Annotated in this window: 18 protein-coding genes; 13 read left to right on the forward strand and 5 right to left on the reverse strand. The window is 60.3% G+C overall.

What is annotated here, in order from left to right; genetic code table 11:
- Nucleotides 1-80: 80 nt before the first annotated feature.
- The gene (locus ACA074_RS15790; RefSeq protein ID WP_016984384.1) at nt 81-800 is read left to right on the forward strand and encodes a FadR/GntR family transcriptional regulator; all 720 of its coding nucleotides are present in this window, start codon (nt 81-83) and stop codon (nt 798-800) included.
- Between the two features lie 78 nt (nt 801-878).
- On the opposite strand, the gene ACA074_RS15795 is transcribed toward ACA074_RS15790, so the two are convergent.
- The gene (locus tag ACA074_RS15795) at nt 879-3,263 is read right to left on the reverse strand and encodes an efflux RND transporter permease subunit (RefSeq protein ID WP_497677336.1); all 2,385 of its coding nucleotides are present in this window, start codon (nt 3,261-3,263) and stop codon (nt 879-881) included.
- Nucleotides 3,260-4,303, reverse strand: coding sequence for a WD40/YVTN/BNR-like repeat-containing protein (locus ACA074_RS15800; RefSeq protein WP_401267044.1), 1,044 nt, complete (start codon nt 4,301-4,303; stop codon nt 3,260-3,262). The genes ACA074_RS15795 and ACA074_RS15800 overlap by 4 nt, the downstream gene beginning before the upstream one ends.
- 460 nt (nt 4,304-4,763) lie before the next feature.
- Between ACA074_RS15800 and ACA074_RS15805 the strand changes: the two genes are divergently transcribed.
- The 7 genes from ACA074_RS15805 to ACA074_RS15835 all read left to right on the forward strand — a co-directional run bounded on the left by ACA074_RS15805 (nt 4,764) and on the right by ACA074_RS15835 (nt 10,085).
- Nucleotides 4,764-5,354 (forward strand): amino acid synthesis family protein, encoded by a 591-nt coding sequence (locus ACA074_RS15805; protein WP_007968626.1) that lies wholly within the window; start codon nt 4,764-4,766, stop codon nt 5,352-5,354.
- Between the two features lie 31 nt (nt 5,355-5,385).
- Nucleotides 5,386-6,219, forward strand: coding sequence for an alpha/beta fold hydrolase (locus ACA074_RS15810; RefSeq protein WP_401267039.1), 834 nt, complete (start codon nt 5,386-5,388; stop codon nt 6,217-6,219).
- Nucleotides 6,216-7,697: an aldehyde dehydrogenase gene (locus ACA074_RS15815; RefSeq protein WP_497677337.1), complete on the forward strand. Its 1,482-nt coding sequence runs from the start codon at nt 6,216-6,218 to the stop codon at nt 7,695-7,697. Before ACA074_RS15810 ends, ACA074_RS15815 begins: the two co-directional genes overlap by 4 nt.
- Nucleotides 7,698-7,709: 12 nt before the next feature.
- A complete protein-coding gene (locus ACA074_RS15820; RefSeq protein ID WP_401267036.1) occupies nt 7,710-8,195 on the forward strand; it encodes a flavin reductase family protein in 486 nt (161 codons plus the stop codon).
- A gap of 124 nt (nt 8,196-8,319) precedes the next feature.
- Nucleotides 8,320-8,709, forward strand: a complete 390-nt coding sequence (locus ACA074_RS15825; RefSeq protein WP_027613073.1) for a carboxymuconolactone decarboxylase family protein — start codon at nt 8,320-8,322, stop codon at nt 8,707-8,709.
- A 58-nt stretch (nt 8,710-8,767) separates the two neighbouring features.
- Nucleotides 8,768-9,520, forward strand: coding sequence for a GntR family transcriptional regulator (locus tag ACA074_RS15830; RefSeq protein WP_497677338.1), 753 nt, complete (start codon nt 8,768-8,770; stop codon nt 9,518-9,520).
- A gap of 1 nt (nt 9,521) precedes the next feature.
- Complete coding sequence (locus ACA074_RS15835) at nt 9,522-10,085, forward strand: NUDIX hydrolase (RefSeq protein ID WP_187678629.1); 564 nt, start codon at nt 9,522-9,524, stop codon at nt 10,083-10,085.
- On the opposite strand, the gene ACA074_RS15840 is transcribed toward ACA074_RS15835, so the two are convergent.
- On the reverse strand, nt 10,086-10,379 hold the full coding sequence (locus ACA074_RS15840) for a DUF1330 domain-containing protein (RefSeq protein ID WP_187678630.1): 294 nt from the start codon (nt 10,377-10,379) through the stop codon (nt 10,086-10,088).
- A gap of 68 nt (nt 10,380-10,447) precedes the next feature.
- On the opposite strand from ACA074_RS15840, the gene ribBA reads away from it, so the two are divergent.
- The 5 genes from ribBA to ACA074_RS15865 all read left to right on the forward strand — a co-directional run bounded on the left by ribBA (nt 10,448) and on the right by ACA074_RS15865 (nt 15,873).
- On the forward strand, nt 10,448-11,557 hold the full coding sequence (ribBA, locus tag ACA074_RS15845; protein ID WP_401267025.1) for a bifunctional 3,4-dihydroxy-2-butanone-4-phosphate synthase/GTP cyclohydrolase II: 1,110 nt from the start codon (nt 10,448-10,450) through the stop codon (nt 11,555-11,557).
- 358 nt (nt 11,558-11,915) lie between these two features.
- The gene (locus tag ACA074_RS15850; RefSeq protein ID WP_497677339.1) at nt 11,916-12,941 is read left to right on the forward strand and encodes an ABC transporter substrate-binding protein; all 1,026 of its coding nucleotides are present in this window, start codon (nt 11,916-11,918) and stop codon (nt 12,939-12,941) included.
- Nucleotides 12,938-13,885 carry an ABC transporter permease gene (locus ACA074_RS15855; protein ID WP_489881337.1) on the forward strand — a complete coding sequence of 316 codons (948 nt, stop codon included), beginning with the start codon at nt 12,938-12,940 and terminating at the stop codon, nt 13,883-13,885. Before ACA074_RS15850 ends, ACA074_RS15855 begins: the two co-directional genes overlap by 4 nt.
- 6 nt (nt 13,886-13,891) lie before the next feature.
- Entirely contained in the window at nt 13,892-14,701 is an 810-nt protein-coding gene (locus ACA074_RS15860) for an ABC transporter permease (RefSeq protein ID WP_007918021.1), read from the forward strand.
- A gap of 17 nt (nt 14,702-14,718) precedes the next feature.
- Entirely contained in the window at nt 14,719-15,873 is a 1,155-nt protein-coding gene (locus tag ACA074_RS15865) for an ABC transporter ATP-binding protein (protein WP_497677340.1), read from the forward strand.
- Between the two features lie 57 nt (nt 15,874-15,930).
- Here ACA074_RS15865 and map read toward each other — a convergent pair whose 3' ends face one another.
- Together map and ACA074_RS15875 are read right to left on the reverse strand one after the other, a co-directional pair.
- Nucleotides 15,931-16,722, reverse strand: a complete 792-nt coding sequence (map, locus tag ACA074_RS15870) for a type I methionyl aminopeptidase (RefSeq protein WP_489881319.1) — start codon at nt 16,720-16,722, stop codon at nt 15,931-15,933.
- Nucleotides 16,719-16,946, reverse strand: a complete 228-nt coding sequence (locus ACA074_RS15875) for a ParD-like family protein (protein WP_166217502.1) — start codon at nt 16,944-16,946, stop codon at nt 16,719-16,721. The genes map and ACA074_RS15875 overlap by 4 nt, the downstream gene beginning before the upstream one ends.
- Between the last annotated feature and the right edge of the window lie 32 nt (nt 16,947-16,978).

Raw genomic sequence — 16,978 nt, forward strand, 5'->3', positions numbered from 1 at the left:
ATTTCTGTGTCTGCCTCAAGATTATCTGGTGCCTGCTATGATGCGCGGCATCTCCATCGCTCAGGATCGCGCCGCTCCCCATGGATTACCGCAAACCTTCCGACCGCAAAAGCATGCACTCGCGCATCGTCCAGGAACTGGGCATGCAGATCGTCTCCGGACGCTTCAAGCCCGACGACAAACTGCCCGCCGAAGCCTTGTTGTGCGAGGAATACGCGGTCAGCCGGCCGGTATTGCGCGAAGCCACACGGGTGTTGGTGGCCAAAGGGCTGGTGTACTCCAAGCCGCGGGTGGGCACGGTGGTCAAGGCGCGCCGCGAATGGCATATGCTCGACCCGGACGTGCTGCACTGGCTGATGCAAAGCAGCCCGCAGAATGAATTCTTCAATGTGCTGACCAGCGTGCGCAGCATCATCGAACCGGCCGCCGCCGCCCTCGCCGCTCAGCATGCGACTGATGCCGACATTGCCGCCATCGGTGAGGCTTACCAACGCATGGAAGCTGCGCCGACGCCGGAAGCCCTGCTGCAACCGGATCTGGATTTTCACAGTCGGATTGCCGATGCGACCCACAACGACTTGCTGGCGAATCTGTGCAACATGCTCTCGGTGGCGATTGCCGAGGCGTTGAAGCATTCGAATCAGCGACCGAATCTGCATGAGCTGGCGTTGCCACGGCACAAGGCGATTCTCACGGCTATCGAGAATCGTGATGCGCTGGGGGCGCGGCATGCGACGCTCGTGCAACTGGATGATGCGCGTAGTGCGCTCAGTGTTGTGCTTGGCACTGAACTTTCTTAGGGCAAAGTCAAAAGATCTTGATCCCCATAAAAAAGCCGCAACCCTAAGGTTGCGGCTTTGTTGTTTCAGCCCTGCAGATCAATGCGCAAACAACGAATTCCCCTTCTGCCCCGCCAGTTTCTCCGGCTTGATCAGGAACTTCGCCAGTGCCGGCAGTAGCCACAGCGCACCGAACATGTTCCATAGCAGCATGAAGGTCAGCATCAGGCCCATGTCAGCCTGGAACTTGATCGCCGAGAAGATCCAGGTGCACACGCCGATGGCCAGGCACAGACCGGTGAACAGCACCGCTTTACCGGTGGATTTCAGGGTCTGGTAATAGGCTTCCTGCAACGGCAGGCCGGCCCGCAGGAAACTTTCCAGACGGCTGTAGATGTAGATGCCGTAGTCCACGCCGATGCCTACGCCCAGCGCCACCACTGGCAAGGTCGCGACTTTGACGCCGATGCCCATGAACGCCATCAGCGCGTTGCCCAGTACCGAGGTCAGCACCAGCGGCAGGACGATGCACAAAGTCGCCGCCCACGAACGGAAGGTGATCATGCACATCACCGCCACGCAGATGTACACCAGAATCAGGATGGTCAGCTCAGCCTGTTTGATGACTTCGTTGGTGGCCGCTTCGATCCCGGCATTACCGGCAGCAAGGATGAATTCCAGACCGTCCTTGTTGTTGTCCTTGGCGAATTCCTGCACCGCCTGCACCGCACGATCGAGGGTTTCCGCCTTGTGATCGTTGAGGAACACCAGCACCGGGGCCAGCGAGCAGCTGTTGTTGTACAGACCGTCAGCGCGGGCAATCGAGTTGTTCAGCACGTCGGGGTTGCGTGACAGGGTTTCCCATTTCAGGTTGCCCTCGTTCATGCCCTTGATCATTTGCTTGGACACGGTCACCAGCGAGATCGCCGACTGCACGCCCTCGGTGTTCTGCATCTTCCACATCAGCTCATCAATGGGCGCCATGGCTTCAATGCGTGAGCAGCCTTCAGCCTTGGTCTTGACCATCACCACCAGCACGTCGGAACTGGTCGAGTAGTTGCTGATGATGAAGTTGTTGTCCTTGTTGTAGCGCGAGTCCGGACGTAACTCCGGCGCGCCCTGGTCGAGGTCGCCGATTTTCAGGTTCTGGCTGTACCAGAGGCCGCCGCCGAAGGCGATCAGCGCCAGAGCCACAGAGATGGGGGCAACTTTCGGGCTGGCAAAGTTCGACAGCAGGCGCCAGAACGGATGTTCGCGGTTTGCGTCCTTCTTGCTCTTGTCAATCGCACGCTTGCTGATGCCGACATAGGAAATCGCTACCGGCAGCAGGATCAGGTTGGTGAACACAATCACCGCCACGCCAATGGACGCGCCGATGGCCAGTTCGCGGATCACGCCGATGTCGATGATCAGCAGCGTGATGAAACCCACCGCATCCGCCAGAATCGCGATCATCCCCGGCAGGAACAGTTGCCGGAACGTGCGCCGCGCGGCAGTCAGGGCGTTGTCCGCCTCACTGGATTGCAGGGCGATACCGTTGATCTTCTGCACGCCGTGGGAAATGCCGATGGCGAAGATCAGGAACGGCACCAGCATCGAATACGGATCGAGGCCAAAGCCGAAAAAGTGCATCAACCCCAGTTGCCAGACCACCGCCACCAGCGTCGTGCTCAACACCGCGATGGTGCTGCGCACGCAGTTGGTGAACCACAGCAGCAAAATCAGAGTGATGACGAAGGCGATGCCGAAGAACAACACCACCATCACCAGGCCGTCGATCAGGTCGCCGACTTTCTTGGCGAAACCGACGATGTGAATTTTGACGTTGGGGTTCTGCGCTTCGAACTTGTTGCGGATCTTGTCTTCGAGTTCATGGGAGAACTTGCGATAGTCCAGCGCCAGCAACTTGCCCTGGTCCTGCGGGTCGGGGTAGGACTCCAGCAGCGGGATGTCGACGATGCTCGACTTGAAGTCGTTGGCCACCAGACGCCCGACCTGACCGGACTTGAGCACATTGTTGCGCAGCAGATCGAGGCTGTCCTGCGAGCCGTTGTAGCTCTGCGGGATCACTTCGCCGCCGGCGAAACCCTCTTCGGTCACTTCGGTCCAGCGCACGCTCGGACTCCACAGTGACTTCAGACCGGAGCGGTCAACACCGGAGATGTAGAACACCTCGTCGTTGATCTGACGAAGGGTCTCCATGTACTCCTTGGAGAAGATGTCGCCGTCGGTGGCTTCCACCGAAATACGCACGGTGTTGCCCAGGTTCGCCAGATCGTTGCGGTGCTCCATCATCTTCTCGATGAACGGATGCTGCAGCGGGATCATTTTTTCGAAACTGGTGGACGGCCGGATCAGCGTGGCCTGCCAGAACAGGAAAATGCTGACCACCAGACAGATCAGGATCACGGCCGGGCGGTTGTTGAAAATCAGACGTTCGAGGAGCGTCGCTTTTTCCTGCTGAGGAGTAATCAAGGAAGTCATAGCCCCGCCTTCTTATTGTTGATCTCGGCGCCGTTTGGCTGTGTGGTGTGGACGCCACCCTGCCCGGTCAGAATCAGGTTGCCGTCGCCGGCAGCAGTGACCGACGACAGGGAAATGCGATCCGGGCGGTTGAACACGCTGAAAGTTTCGCCGTTGTCGCTGCTGCTGATCACCGAGCCGCCGTTGCCGACGATGACGATGGAGCCGTCCTCAAGCAGCGTGGCACCGGACAAGCCGAACTCCAGCGAACCGCGTGCAGCCTTCAATTCAACCTGTTCCCAGGTGCTGCCGAAATCAGTGGAGCGGTAGAGGTTGCCGCGCAAGCCGTAGGCCAGCAGCGTCTGCGGTTGCGCAGTGCCGATCACGCCGAACAGCGAGCCTTCGTAAGGGCCTTCGAGTTTTTCCCAGGTCTGGCCCCAGTCGGCGGAGCGAAACATGCTGCCCGACTCGCCGACGATAAAAAGCCCAGCGTCTTTTACCGCCGCGATGGCGTTGAGGTGGAACTGGTCTTCGTTGTCGAGGCGGTCGCTGACGTCTTCCCAGTTCTTGCCGCCATCGGTCGTTTCCAGCAGTGCGCCGTAAGCACCCACGGCGAGGCCGCTGTTGACGTCCTTGAACCAGACGTCGAGCAGCGGCGATTCGCGTTTGAGGTCTTCGAATTGCTTGGTCCAGGTCAGACCGCCGTCCTCGCTGGCGAGAATCTGCGCGTCATGGCCGACCGCCCAGCCGTGTTTGTCATCGACGAAATAAACCGCCGTCAGCAACTGCCGGCTCGGTACCTTGGCCTGGGTCCAGGTCTTGCCCTGGTCATCGGAATAGAGAATGTGCCCGCGATCCCCGACCGCCACCAACCGTGCTCCGGCGTGGACGACATCGAGAATCAGGCTTTTCGCCGCTTTGGCGGATGCGCTGGCATAGACCACGTCGGCCGGAGCCTCGGCGGCAATCACAGGTGCCGACAACGTGGCAAAGCCCAGCAGCGCGAGTGCTGTGGTCAGCAACGCGGTGTTGCGTAACGCCGGCGGGCGGCAACGACTCATAGACCTTCCCCTATTTATTATTGTTAGGCCATTGGCCTTCAAGGGCGCCGCAAGGGTGCTCCGCCAATCGCTGGTAAGAAGCATAGTCCTCAAACCCGCAATCCAGAGCCCCTTCGGAAGCTGGCTCATCCTATCGGGCTTTAGAAACGTCTGACAATCGGCGCCACGTTATCTTTTGTTAACCAAAAGCGGCCCCTTGTAACCAAGCATTCCCCTGTGGGAGCGAGCCTGCTCGCGAAGGCGGCGTAACAGTCACCCTCTTTGTTGGCTGACCCACCGCTTTCGCGAGCAGGCTCGCTCCCACAGGGGCCGGAGGTGATCTTTGGATTTGCGGTGGCGGGTGAATGCATGGCCATTCGCCGGATGGATAAGGCAAAACTTGCGAGGGGGACTTGCGCGATCGGTATTATGGTATACCATCAGACGCACAGACACTCTCAATCCCCCAACGGAGCAGCTCATGAGTTTCGAAATTCGCAAGATCGTCAGCTATGTCGAAGAGACCTTTATCGAAGGCGGCAAAGCCACCGACAAGCCAGTGACCATGGTCGGCCTCGCTGTCGTGATGAAAAACCCTTGGGTGGGTAACGGCTTTGTCGAAGACCTGAAACCGCAGATCCGCGCCAACTGCTCCGACCTGGGCGCCATGATGGTCGAGCGTCTGGTCGGCATCATTGGCGGTGCCGAGAAGATCGAGGCTTACGGTAAAGCGGCAGTGGTCGGTGCTGACGGCGAAATCGAACACGCCTCCGCCGTGATCCACACCCTGCGCTTTGGCAACCACTACCGCGAAGCGGTCAAGGCCAAGAGCTACCTGAGCTTCACCAACAAGCGCGGCGGCCCGGGCACTTCGATTCAGATCCCGATGATGCACAAGGACGACGAAGGTCTGCGTTCGCACTACATCACTCTGGAAATGCAGATCGAAGACGCACCGCGTGCCGACGAAATCGTCGTGGTGCTGGGTTGCGCCGACGGTGGCCGGCTGCACCCGCGCATCGGTAACCGCTACATCGATCTGGAAGAACTGGCCGCCGAAAAAGCCCAGTAATCACAATAAAAAGGCATTGCAGGAGCGCTCCATGATTCGGCTCACCGCTGAACTCACCCCGGCGGGCACCAGTTACCTGGCGACCGGCCAAGGCCAGCCCGTGGTTTTGATCCACGGCGTGGGCCTGAATAAAGAAATGTGGGGCGGCCAGATCGTTGGCCTGTCGACCCAGTACCGGGTGATCGCCTACGACATGCTCGGCCACGGCGCCAGCCCGCGACCGGCCAGTGGCACCAACCTGCTCGGTTACGCCGATCAGTTGCTGGAGTTGCTCGATCACCTGAACCTGCCCGAGGCAGCGGTGATCGGTTTCTCCATGGGCGGGCTGGTGGCGCGGGCGTTTGCCCTGCATTACCCGCAGCGCCTGCAAAGCCTGGTGGTACTCAACAGCGTGTTCAACCGCAGTGAAGAACAGCGTGCCGGGGTCATCGCGCGCACCGCTCAGGCTGCCGAACACGGCCCGGATGCCAATGCCGAAGCGGCGCTGTCACGCTGGTTCAGCCGCGAATATCAGGCGGCCAACCCGGCGCAGATCGCCGCGATCCGCCAGACACTCGCCGGCAATGATCCGCAGGGCTACTTGACCACTTACGAATTGTTCGCCACTCAAGACATGTACCGCGTCGATGATCTGGGCAGTATTCAGGCGCCGACGCTGATCGCCACGGGTGAACTCGACCCCGGTTCGACCCCCGAAATGGCCGAGCAACTGGCCCGACGCATCCCCGGCGCGAAGGTTGCCGTGCTGCCCGAGCAACGGCATATGATGCCCGTAGAGTCCCCGCGACTGGTCAACCAGACGTTGCTGGAATTTCTCGAATTCGCACACTCCCGACAAAACCATATAAAGGGGATCGTTGCATGACACTCGCACGCTTCCAGATGTGCATCGGCGGAGAATGGGTCGATGCCCTCTCCGGCAAGACTTTCGAAAGCCTCAACCCGGCCACCGCCCAAGCCTGGGCCGAACTGCCCGATGCCGATGAGGCCGATGTCGAACGCGCCGTTCAAGTCGCCCAACAGGCCTTCGACAGCCCCGCGTGGCGTGGCCTGACCGCCACCGCGCGCGGCAAACTGCTACGCCGCCTCGGAGACTTGATTGCTGAAAACAAAGAGCATCTGGCGCAGCTGGAAAGCCGCGACAACGGCAAGCTGATCCGCGAAACCCGCGGTCAGGTCAGCTATCTGCCGGAGTTCTTCCACTACACCGCCGGTTTGGCCGACAAGCTCGAAGGCGGCACCCTGCCGCTGGATAAGCCCGACCTGTTCGCCTACACCGTGCACGAAGCCATGGGTGTGGTTGCCGCGATCATTCCGTGGAACAGCCCGCTTTACCTGACCGCCATTAAACTGGCCCCGGCCCTCGCCGCCGGCAACACGATTGTGATCAAGCCGTCCGAGCACGCTTCAGCGACCATTCTGGAGCTGGCGCGTCTAGCCCTTGAAGCCGGGATTCCGCCGGGCGTGGTCAACGTTGTCACCGGGTACGGCCCGAGCACCGGCGCCGCCCTCACCCGCCATCCGCTGATCCGCAAGATCGCCTTCACTGGCGGCGCGGCCACCGCGCGGCATGTGGTGCGCAGCAGCGCCGAGAACTTCGCCAAGTTGTCGCTGGAACTGGGCGGCAAGTCGCCGAACATCATCTTCGCCGACGCCGATCTGGACAGCGCGATCAACGGTGCAATAGCCGGGATCTACGCCGCCTCCGGACAGAGCTGCGTGTCGGGTTCGCGGCTGTTGGTGCAGGACGAAATCTACGACGAATTCGTCAGCCGACTGGTGGAACGCGCCCAGCGCATCCGCATCGGCAACCCGCTGGAAGACAACAGCGAAATGGGCCCGATGGCCACCGCGCAGCAATTGGCCGTGGTTGAAGGCCTGGTCGCCGATGCCATCGCCGAAGGTGCGCGTTTGCGCACGGGAGGCAAGCGTCCTGCAAATCTCGGCGAGGGCTGGTTTTACGAGCCGACGCTGTTCGAGTGCGACCGCAACTCGATGAAGATCATGCAGGAAGAAGTCTTTGGCCCGGTGGCATCCGTCATCCGTTTCAAGGACGAAGCCGAAGCGCTGGCCATCGCCAACGACTCGCAGTTCGGCCTCGCCGCTGGCATCTGGACGCGGGATCTGGGCCGTGCCCATCGCCTGGCCAGGGATGTGCGTTCGGGGATTATCTGGGTCAACACTTACCGCGCGGTGTCGGCGATGGCACCGATCGGCGGCTTCAAGAACAGTGGCTATGGACGCGAAAGCGGCATCGATTCGGTGCTGGCCTACACCGAACTGAAAACGGTGTGGATCAATCTTTCTCAGGCGCCAATGCCTGATCCGTTTGTGATGCGCTAGGAGTCCTGCGAAATGATCGAACCCGGCATTTACAAAGACGTCATGAGCTCGTTCCCGTCCGGCGTCACGGTGGTCACCACCCTTGACCCTGCGGGCGGCATCGTCGGCATCACCGCCAGCGCCTTCAGCGCGCTGTCGATTGATCCGGCGCTGGTGCTGTTCTGCCCCAACTACGCCTCCGACACCTACCCGGTGCTGCGCGACAGCAAGCGTTTCGCGATCCATTTGCTGTCCGCCGAGCAGACCGCCGAGGCCTACGCCTTCGCCGGTAAAGGCAAGGACAAAGCCAAAGGCATCGAATGGCACTTGAGCGAACTCGGCAACCCGATCCTGGCCAAGGCCACGGCGATCATCGAGTGCGAATTGTGGCGCGAATACGATGGTGGCGATCACGCGATCATCGTCGGCGCGGTGAAGAATCTGATCCTGCCGGCGCAACCGGTGACGCCGATGATTTATCACAAGGGCAAGTTGGGCGCCCTGCCCACCCTGACCTGATTAACGCGCTCCCTGTGTAGGAGCTGCCGCAGGCTGCGATCCTTTGACTTTGATTTTTAAAGACAAGATCAAAAGATCGCAGCCTTCGGCAGCTCCTACAGGGGAATGTGTGTGAGGAGGAATGATGAGTAACGAGAAGTACGAAAAAGGCCTGAAGATTCGCACCCAGGTGCTCGGCGAAGCCTACGTGCAACGTTCAATCGACAACGCCGATGACTTCACCCGCCCCCTGCAGGAAATGGTCACCGAATACTGTTGGGGCCACGTCTGGGGTCGCGAGGGCTTGTCGCTCAAGGAGCGGAGCATGATCAACCTGGCGATGATCTCGGCGCTCAACCGCCCACACGAACTCAAGCTGCATGTGCGTGGCGCCTTGCGTAACGGCCTGAGTCGTGAGCAAATACGCGAAATTCTGCTTCAGGTCGGCATTTATTGCGGCGTCCCGGCAGCCGTGGACAGTTTCCGGCTCGCCCGTGAAGCCTTCGCCGAAGCCGACGCCGAGGCCTCCAGTTAACCCCTCGGCTGTTTTGATGCCCGTCTGGCATGGACAGCCACAGTAAAGAGCGGACCCCATGAAACGCCAGCCACTCGACGACAGCTTCAAGGTCAATCGCAACCCCGTTACCCTGCGCGAAATCGTGCTGGATAAACTGCGTAGCGCGATCATGAATTTCCAGCTCATGCCAGGGGATCGTCTGGTCGAACGCGATCTGTGTGATCGCCTGGGCGTCAGCCGCACCTCGGTGCGTGAAGCCTTGCGTCACCTGGAATCCGAAGGTCTGGTCGAGTTCGCTGATGCCAAAGGTCCACGGGTGGCGATCATCACTCTCGCCGATGCCATCGATATCTACGAATTGCGTTGCGTGCTCGAAGGCCTGATCGTCCAACTGTTCACCCTGCGCGCCAAAGCCAAGGACATCAAAGCCCTGGAAAAAGCCCTCGATGAGAACCGCAAGGCCCTCAAGGACGGCGAGTTGCAACAGGTGATCGACTCGGTACAAGGCTTCTACGACGTCCTGCTCGAAGGTTCGGGCAACCATGTCGCGGCCACTCAGTTGCGTCAGTTGCAAGCACGCATCAGTTATCTGCGTGCGACCTCGGTGTCCCAGCAAAACCGTCGCGGCGCAAGCAATCAGGAAATGGAAAAAATGGTCGCGGCGATCAAGAGCGGCGATGCGCTGGCGGCGCATCAGGCGTGCGTCGATCACGTGCGTGCTGCCGCTGCTGTCGCCCTCGACTACCTCAAGCGCAAACAGGAAGAAACAGGCGACGTGCCTGCGATCACCCTGCCCATCGCGCTGAAAGAACCCCGTATAGGTCACTGACATGTCCAGCCCGAGCTATTGCCCGAAATGCGGTGGCCCTGACCTCGGTCAGCAGGTGCCGCCGGGCGATACGCACGAGCGCCTGATGTGCCGCGGCTGCGGCTACATTCACTACGTCAATCCGAAGATCATCGCCGGCTGCATCATCGAGCAGGACGGCAAATACCTCTTGTGCCAACGGGCGATCCCTCCGCGTCCGGGCACCTGGACGCTGCCGGCCGGCTTCATGGAAAGCGGCGAGACCACCGAAGAGGCGGCCTTGCGTGAAGTCTGGGAAGAAAGCGGCGTGCGTGCGGAAATCGTCTCGCCCTATTCGATCTTCAGCGTGCCGAAGATCAGCGAGGTGTACATCATCTTCCGCGCCATCGCCCTGGAGATTACCGGCCAATACGGCCCGGAAACCCTCGACTACAAATTCTTCGCCCCCGAAGACATCCCGTGGGAGCAGATCTACTACCCGGCGATCCGGCAGATCCTCGAACGCTATATCGAGGAACGCCAGGCCGGGGTGTATGGGATCTACATGGGCAATGATGACAGCGGCAAGATCCACTTCATCCGCTGATTACGGCGCCATGCCTTCGACAATGATGATTTCCGCCCTCGCCCATTCCTCGCGATAACGCTTCGCCTCTTGATACGCCGCCGAGCGGTAGCAGGCGACCGCTTGCTCGTAGCTATCGAACTCGATCACCACGCTGCGCTGTGGCGTCTTGCGCCCTTCCATCGCTTCGCTGCGCCCGCCTCTGGCCAGAAACCGCCCGCCAAACTCAGCGAACGCCTTGGGCGCGCGCTGGGTGTATTGGCTGTATTGGTCGGGATCGGTGATGTCTACGTGAGCAATCCAGTACGCCTTCATAGTGACCTCTTTGTTGATTTTGTATTATGGTATACCAATATATTTCCAACGAACCCTGAGAGTCCAGCATGGCCTTCAACAGCATCGAAGAAATCATCGAAGATTATCGCCTCGGCAAAATGGTTCTGCTGGTCGATGACGAAGACCGGGAAAACGAAGGCGACCTGTTACTCGCCGCTGATTGTTGCACGCCCGAGGCGATCAGCTTCATGGCGCGTGAGGCACGCGGGCTGATTTGCCTTACGTTGACAGACGAACACTGCCAGCGTTTGGGTCTTGAGCAAATGGTGCCGAGCAATGGCAGCGTTTTCAGCACCGCGTTCACTGTGTCGATTGAAGCGGCAGTTGGCGTCACCACCGGGATTTCCGCCGCCGATCGTGCCTGCACGGTCGCCGCCGCCGTGGCCAAAGACGCCCGCGCCGAAGATCTGGTGCAACCCGGGCATATCTTTCCGCTTCGCGCCAAGGAAGGTGGCGTGTTGACCCGCGCCGGTCACACCGAGGCCGGTTGCGATCTGGCCAGGCTGGCCGGTTTCACCCCGGCGTCGGTCATCGTCGAAGTGATGAACGACGACGGCACCATGGCCCGTCGCCCTGATCTGGAAGTCTTCGCGCGCAAGCACGGGATCAAGATCGGCACCATCGCCGACCTGATCCACTATCGCCTGAGTACCGAACACACCATCGAACGTATTGGCGAACGGGAGCTGCCGACGGTGCATGGCACTTTCCGTTTGATCACTTTCGAAGACCGTATCGAAGGTGGGGTTCACATGGCGATGGTCATGGGCGATCTACGCCGTGAGCATCCAACGCTGGTGCGCGTGCATGTGATCGATCCGCTGCGAGATCTGGTCGGCGCCGAGTACAGCGGGCCGACAAACTGGACGCTGTGGGCGGCGTTGCAACGAGTCGCGGCCGAGGGCCATGGAGTTGTCGTGGTGCTGGCCAATCATGAATCGTCGCAGGCGTTGCTGGAGCGGGTGCCGCAACTGACGCAGCCGCCACGGCAGTTCAGTCGGTCGCAGTCACGGATTTATTCGGAGGTGGGGACCGGAGCGCAGATTCTGCAGAACCTTGGGGTTGGCAAACTGCGGCACCTTGGGCCGCCCCTCAAGTACGCCGGCCTGACCGGGTATGACCTGGAAGTGGTCGAGAGTATCCCCTACACCGAATAACCCACAGTTATCGATGAGCCCCTGTGGTGAGGGGATTTATCCCCGTTGGGCTGCGAAGCGGCCCCAAATCCTGCCAACGCGATCCTTCAGGAAAAGCGCGTTTTCCGCTTTCAGGGCTGCTCCGCAGCCCAACGGGGATAAATCCCCTCGCCACAATTTCATCCACTGCACATTTTCGGTGCCCCCCAAAAAACTACTTCGCCAGATAACCGGTAAGGCAAAGTGCTTGCACAAAGTTTGGAATACCATAATATGATATTCCATAGACCGGACACTCCCACGATCGTCCATCTACTGCTCCCGACAGGCGGGCAACAACGCAAGGCCCGCTCAAAAACACAACAATGAGGGCGTGAAAATGGTGTTGAACAAAGCTGCAACCGCAATCTTTTTTGCGGGACTGCTCAGCGTGACCGGCCAGGCTGCAATGGCCGCCGAAAGCGTAAATTTCGTCAGCTGGGGCGGAAGCACCCAGGATGCGCAGAAACAGGCCTGGGCTGATCCGTTCAGCAAGGCCAGCGGCATTACCGTCGTGCAGGATGGCCCGACCGACTACGGCAAACTCAAGGCCATGGTCGAAAGCGGTAACGTGCAATGGGACGTGGTCGACGTCGAAGCCGATTTCGCCCTGCGCGCTGCGGCTGAAGGCCTGCTCGAACCCCTCGATTTCAAAGTCATCCAACGCGACAGAATCGACCCGCGCTTTGTCAGCGATCACGGCGTCGGCTCGTTCTTCTTCTCCTTCGTCCTCGGCTACAACGAGGGCAAACTCGGCGCCAACAAGCCGCAGGACTGGAGCGCCCTGTTCGACACCAAGACCTACCCCGGCAAACGCGCCCTCTATAAATGGCCAAGCCCCGGCGTGCTCGAACTGGCCCTGCTGGCCGATGGCGTAGCGGCCGACAAGCTCTACCCGCTGGATCTGGATCGCGCCTTCAAAAAACTCGACACCATCAAGAAAGACATCGTCTGGTGGGGCGGCGGCGCGCAGTCGCAGCAACTGCTGGCATCCGGTGAAGCGAGCATGGGCCAGTTCTGGAACGGCCGCATTCACGCCCTGCAAGACGATGGCGCGCCGGTGGGCGTGAGCTGGAAACAGAACCTGGTCATGGCCGACATTCTGGTGATTCCAAAGGGCTCGAAAAACAAGGACGCGGCGATGAAGTTCCTGGCCAACGCCAGCAGTGCCAAAGGCCAGGCCGACTTCTCCAACCTGACCGCTTACGCCCCGGTCAACCTCGACAGCGTGGAGCGTCTGGATTCGACGCTGGCTCCCAACCTGCCGACTGCTTACGCCAAGGATCAGATCACTCTTGATTTCGCGTACTGGGCCAAAAACGGCCCTACCATCGCGACACGGTGGAACGAATGGCTGGTCAAATGAAAATGGCGGCCACCGCGCCCCGTCCATCCACTGCCACCGGGAGCGCCGCAAGCGCTGCCGGTTCGGCCGAAGGAAAACAGGCGATCGCGATGTCGCAAACCCCGTCCCTGAGACAACGCTGGCGCGGCGCCGGCAACCTCGCTCCGGCGCTGCTGTTCCTCGGCCTGTTCTTTCTCGCGCCGTTGATTGGCCTGCTGTTGCGCGGCGTGCTGGAGCCGACACCAGGCCTTGGCAACTATGAACAACTGTTCGCCAACTCGGCCTATGCCCGGGTGCTGCTCAACACCTTTTCGGTGGCCGGGCTGGTGACGATTTTCAGCCTGTTGCTGGGCTTTCCGCTGGCCTGGGCGATCACGCTGGTGCCGCGCGGCTGGGGTCGCTGGATTCTCAACATCGTGCTGTTGTCGATGTGGACCAGCCTGCTCGCCCGCACCTATTCGTGGCTTGTGTTGCTGCAAGCCTCGGGCGTGATCAACAAAGCTTTGATGGCGATGGGCATCATCGATCAGCCGCTGGAAATGGTGCATAACCTGACCGGCGTGGTGATCGGCATGAGCTACATCATGATCCCGTTCATCGTCCTGCCGTTGCAGGCGACCATGCAGGCCATCGACCCGATGATCCTGCAGGCCGGCTCGATCTGCGGCGCCAGCCCATGGACCAACTTCTTCCGGGTGTTCCTGCCGCTGTGCCGGCCGGGTCTGGCGTCCGGCGGGTTGATGGTGTTCGTGATGTCGCTCGGTTACTACGTCACCCCGGCGCTGCTCGGCGGGGCGCAGAACATGATGCTGCCGGAGTTCATCATTCAGCAGGTGCAATCGTTCCTCAATTGGGGTCTGGCCAGTGCTGGCGCCGCGTTGCTGATCGCGATCACTTTGGTGCTGTTCTACTTCTACCTGAAGCTTCAGCCGGAATCCCCGGTTGGCGCCAGTAACGCGAGGTAAGCCGACATGCTCCTGACTCCCAATGCCATGAGCCGGCGGATGCGCTTCGGCTTGTATGCAACCACCGGGTTGATCGGTTTGTTCCTGCTGTTGCCGATCGTGTTTATCGTCTTGCTGTCGTTCGGTTCATCCCAGTGGCTGGTGTTCCCGCCGCCTGGCTGGACGCTGAAATGGTACGGCCAGTTCTTCTCCAACCCCGACTGGATGAACGCCGCAGCGGCCAGCCTTAAAGTCGCCGTGTTGACCACGATTTGCGCTGTGGCCCTCGGTTTGCCGACCGCATTTGCGCTGGTTCGCGGGCGTTTTCCCGGCCGGGAAATGCTCTACGGCCTGTTCACCCTGCCGATGATCGTGCCGCTGGTGATCATCGCCGTGGCGGTGTACGCGCTGTTCCTCAAGCTCGGTTACACCGGGACGATGTTCGCCTTCGTCGTCAGCCATGTGATCGTCGCGCTGCCGTTCACCATCATCTCGATCATCAACTCGCTGAAGCTGTTCGATCAGTCGATTGAAGACGCGGCGGTGATCTGCGGTGCGTCACGCCTGCAAGCAGTGTTCAAGGTGACGTTCCCGGCGATTCGTCCGGGCATGGTTGCGGGCGCCCTCTTCGCCTTTCTCGTTTCGTGGGACGAAGTGGTGCTCAGCGTGATGATGGCCAGCCCGACCCTGCAAACCCTTCCCGTGAAAATGTGGACCACCCTGCGCCAGGATCTGACTCCGGTGATCGCCGTCGCTTCGACGCTGCTGATCGGCCTGTCGGTCTTGGTCATGGTGATCGCCGCCGCCCTGCGTCGGCGCAACGAAATCAGCGCCTGAGCGCCCAGGAGTACGACATGAGTGCCGTGATCAAAGACGCATCCCAGCAGAACGACAAACCCCTGGTCAGCCTGCACAACCTGAACAAGCACTACGGCGACTTCGCCGCCGTGGACAACATCTCGCTGGACATCAAGGACGGCGAGTTCCTGACCTTCCTCGGCTCCAGCGGCTCCGGTAAAAGCACCACGCTGTCGATGCTCGCCGGTTTCGAAACGCCGAGCAGCGGCGAGATCCTCGTCAACGGCCAGTCGCTGGTCAACGTACCGCCGCACAAGCGCGACATCGGCATGGTGTTCCAGCGTTATTCGCTGTTCCCGCATCTGTCTGTACGCGACAACATCGCCTTCCCGTTGGCGATCCGTAAACTGGCGGCGGCCGAGCGTAACAAGCGCGTCGATGCGATGTTGAAACTGGTGCAACTCGAACAATTCGCCCATCGCCGCCCTTCGCAACTGTCCGGTGGCCAACAGCAACGGGTCGCCATCGCCCGGGCGCTGGTCTACGAACCACGCATTTTGCTGATGGACGAACCGCTGGGTGCGCTGGATAAAAAACTGCGTGAGGATTTGCAAGATGAATTGCGCCAACTGCATCGGCGCCTGGGCATCACCATCGTTTATGTGACCCACGATCAGGAAGAAGCCATGCGTTTGTCGCAACGCATTGCGATTTTCAGTCACGGCAAGATTGTCGGTCTGGGCAGCGGTTATGACCTTTATCAGAATCCGCCGAATGCCTTTGTCGCCTCGTTTCTCGGCAATTCGAACTTCCTCAAGCTCAAGGCGCAGGGTAACGCGGCGGCGAGTTTTGAAGGGCAGTCGCTGTCGATTCGACTGACCTCGGGTTTGCACACCGATCAGGATGTGTTGCTGATGGTGCGTCCGGAAAAAGCGCTGGCATTGAGTGTGCAGCAGGCGACTGATGAGCCATTGGCGGCAGGTTGGAATCAGGTGTCGGCGAAGGTGGTGGAGGTGCTGTTTCTGGGTGAGAGCCAGACGTGCAGCGTGGTCACTTCGGGCGGGACGTCGATGACGGTGAAGGCGCTGTCGGCGGCGGGCATGCCGCTCAAGGCTGGCGATGAGGTGCGGGTGCGTTGGGCTACGGCGGATGCCTGTGTTTATACCGAATGGACTGAAAGTGACCTCAACAAAGCCGCCGGGGCCCACTAACCTGCGGATCCCCCTGTGGGAGCGAGCCTGCTCGCTTCCACAGTGATTTTGTGGTGTTCAGGCTATCGGGGTAAAGCCTTCGATCTGATCCGGCCACGCCGTCAACACTTCAAACCCGGTCTCCGTCACCGCCACCATATGCTCCCACTGCGCCGACAGCGACCCGTCCCTGGTCAGCACGGTCCAGCCGTCCGGCATGTTCTTCACATGACGCTTGCCGGCATTGAGCATTGGCTCGATGGTGAAGATCATCCCGGCCTTGAGCTTCATCCCCTGATTCGGGAAACCGTAATGCAGGATCTGCGGTTCATCGTGGTAGATCTTGCCGATGCCGTGCCCGCAATACTCGCGCACCACGCTGAAGCCTTCCTTCTCCGCCAGGCTCTGAATCGCATGGCCGATATCCCCCAGCGTCGCACCCGGGCGCACAGCGCGGATACCGGCGCACATGGCGTCGTAGGTGGTCTTGATCAGATGCTGCGCCTCAGGCGTAGCCTCACCGACCACATACATGCGGCTGGTGTCGCCAAACCAGCCATCCTTGATCACGGCGATGTCGAGGTTGACGATGTCACCGTCCTTCAACGGTGTGCCTGACGGAATGCCGTGGCACACCACGTCGTTGACCGAGGCACAGACGGTTTTCGGGAAGCCGTGGTAGCCGACGTTGGCCGGGATGGCTTTTTGCACATTGACGATGTAGTCGTTGCACAGCCGATCCAGCTCATCGGTGGTCACGCCAGCCTTGACGTGGGGCACCAGCATCGCCAGTACCTCGGCGGCGAGTTGGCCAGCGGCGCGCGATTGCGCGATCTCGGCCGGGGTGTTGATCTTGATCTGGTTTCTCATGCGGTGACTGCTTCCTGAGTCAGTTGTTGCAGATCCAGCCCGCCGTTCTGCTCGGCGCGGATCAGCAAGCGGCAAATGGCACTGTGGTCGAGGTTGGGGTGCAGCTCGGCGAGCATGCCGATGCGCATCCAGTGCTCGGCCTGCGCGTTGATCGAGCGGCTGAGTGCGTTGCTGGAGATGCGCAGATTTTCGTGCATGTCCTCTGAAATCTTGACGATGCCCATTGTGGCTTCCCATACGATTCATATATGTTTTA

The organism is Pseudomonas sp. LBUM1655, assembly GCF_059716085.1.